We start from the raw sequence: 2,633 nt of genomic DNA on the forward strand, positions 1-2,633 counted from the left end.
TTCGCCTGTAAGGTGTTGTAAGCCGTATTTTATAGGCAGCAAGAAAAACCGGAGCTCTAATCAAGCTCCGGTTGTCGTTATTTTAATCCTTTAAATGGTTTAGATTATCCATCAAACTACTAGTGATATCCGCAGCTGACGCACCATCAAAGTCCACGGTCAATGTTTGACCCGACTTGACAATCGTTAGGTGCGATTCATGTTCATTTCCTGTAACACGAATAGATACATCGTCCGCAACACCTTGATGATCTGCACTACCCAGCCCATCAAGTAATACTGTGATCTCGTCTTTAGACATATCTTCAAACAAATCAGAGAAATCTAACGAATCCCCTTCCGAGCGATGAAAGTCCGTGACGCGGTCAGTCGCGGTTTCCATCTCAACCCATTTGAATATGTCTGCACCACTATCACCCGTTAAGATATCACTACCAAGGCCGCCAATAAGGGTGTCGTTACCTTCACCACCTCTCAAACCATCGTTGTGAGAACCACCATCAATATAATCATCACCAGTATGACCAAAAAGGATATCAGAGCCAGATTGACCAAATATTCGATCATTGCCACTACCGCCATTAACGACGTCAGCATTACGGCTTGATACATCGTTCGATAATAACAAACCATCATTATCTAACATTGAATCAGTGCCAGAAAGATTGCCTGTCATTACGTGATGATTGGCAATCTCAGACGCAGAAAGTTCCAAATCATCATCACTACTGTAACCATGAGATCCCGTCATTCCTGCATAAATGACGTCATTTCCAGAGCCCGTCTCAATATGATCGTTCCCCGATCCACCACTAACAGTTTGGTTTTGAGAGCCATTATTATAACCTTGCCCTACGTGAATATGGTTTTCATTGCCATGAACATCACGTACTGTACCTAACAAATTACCCCCGAAAGCAACATCGAATCTATCTGGGTGCCGTGAGTTTTCACCATTTCTAATAACTATCATGTCATTTAAATCATTGCCTTCAACCGTCAATGGTAAACCTACGGGTACACCATTTTTATCTACAGCGTTGACCGAAATCGTTAAAGTACTATTGGCAGCATCACCATCATTATCTCTCACTGTATAACTAAAAACTTCCTGTGCGTTGAGGGGGATCTTAGAGGCATCTTCAGTCACTTGATAAGTATAGCTACCATCAGCCATCAGAATCAGCTCGCCATACAAACCAATAACCTTAGTGCCAACACCGGTATTAATACTGCTTGATGTTTCTCCATTCACACACCCTATGACCGTCAATGATCCATCGGCACCGTGCAAATCGTTATGCATTACATTACCTAAAGCACTTGGCAAATGGTAACCACTTCCTTCAACAATCTTTGCCACCAAGTCAAACTGGTTGGATGCATTTTCGTCTGTCTTTATCGAGTTGATAACATTACCGTTTTTATCAACAAAACCTAAGACTTCAACTGTATACATCTTACCTTCAAATTCAAAAGTCACAGATTGACTTTCAATAGTAATGATATCCCTTGGATCAGACTGATTATTTGGTGTTTCGTTATGGGCAAAATTCACCGTAATCGTCACAGGCGTTACTCGACCATAAGCATCGGTTACTGAAAACGTTACATCTAGTGTTGCCCCCGTAATCGAATCATAGATAGGGTAGTTATAGTGAGTAAAGGTTCCTAGTTGGACTAGCTCATTGAGAGCTATGTTTCCAGCCAGTCCACTATCGTTATCAATAAAACCATACCCTGATTGCCCATACCCTGCACTCGTTCCCCAGCGTACTTGGTCTAAATCAGGGTCAGCATCGCGCGAATCATAAATTGTAATATTTGAACCACCTGCGATATTGCTCCACTTAGCCGAAACACCGTTAAAATTAAATGAATCGGCTAATACATTGATTGAAGCAACATCCGCATTAGCGATAGGAGCATCATCTTCGATAACAATGGTGATTGAACTTGTGCTCGAAATACCACTTGAATTTTGTGCTTCAATGGGAATATCAATCACAAGGTCATCTTCTCCACCATTATTCGTGTGGTCGAATACAGCATGCAACTGACTAGTCACCTTGCCTTGGTTATCTACGGTAATTTCGACCACTTTATTGTCAGCAACCGTTCCAATCAGTCTCTGTTTATCCGAAGATAAGTTCCAGGTAATAGCCACACCATTAGAAGTGTAAGTACCAACCGGAATCCCCATAGAAAGCTCAGAGGTGTTCGCAATATTAAGCTGCCCTTCCACTGAGGTCTGGTTAGTCGTGTCTTGTGAACCAATGACGGATTCGTCATCTACTATACCGCCTTGTAATCCTTCTTCAGAAACATTGAGCGTCAATTCACCAATAACCGGTGGAGACACAGGCTTGACCGCAAAACCAAGCACAGCACTGTCACCATCTGCATCAGTAACTTTCACTTGGAAATCAATGTCTCCATCACCTAACGGCGATTGTATATTTTGATACTGGTAAAACTCCCATTTTCCCGTTGTCGGTGTAAACTCGAGTTTGAAGACTAAATGCCCTTCTGCATCTTTACCAGTCAGAGTATTTGCTCCTACTAATCCAACAGTAATGTCAGAGCCAGTAACCGTTTTGAGTGTCGCAGATTCATCCAGGCCAACTAATTGC

General features: G+C 42.3%; 1 protein-coding gene. It reads right to left on the bottom strand.

Going from position 1 to position 2,633, the window contains the following annotated elements; all coding sequences use genetic code 11:
• Positions 1-82 precede the first annotated feature (82 nt).
• Positions 83-2,633, bottom strand: a 2,551-nt coding sequence (locus B9J84_RS06395) for a choice-of-anchor K domain-containing protein (protein WP_094123779.1), incomplete at its 5' end; no start/stop codon positions are given.

The sequence above is a fragment of the Vibrio sp. V03_P4A6T147 genome, assembly GCF_002241085.1.
In the GTDB taxonomy this organism is placed as follows: Bacteria; Pseudomonadota; Gammaproteobacteria; order Enterobacterales; family Vibrionaceae; genus Vibrio; species Vibrio anguillarum.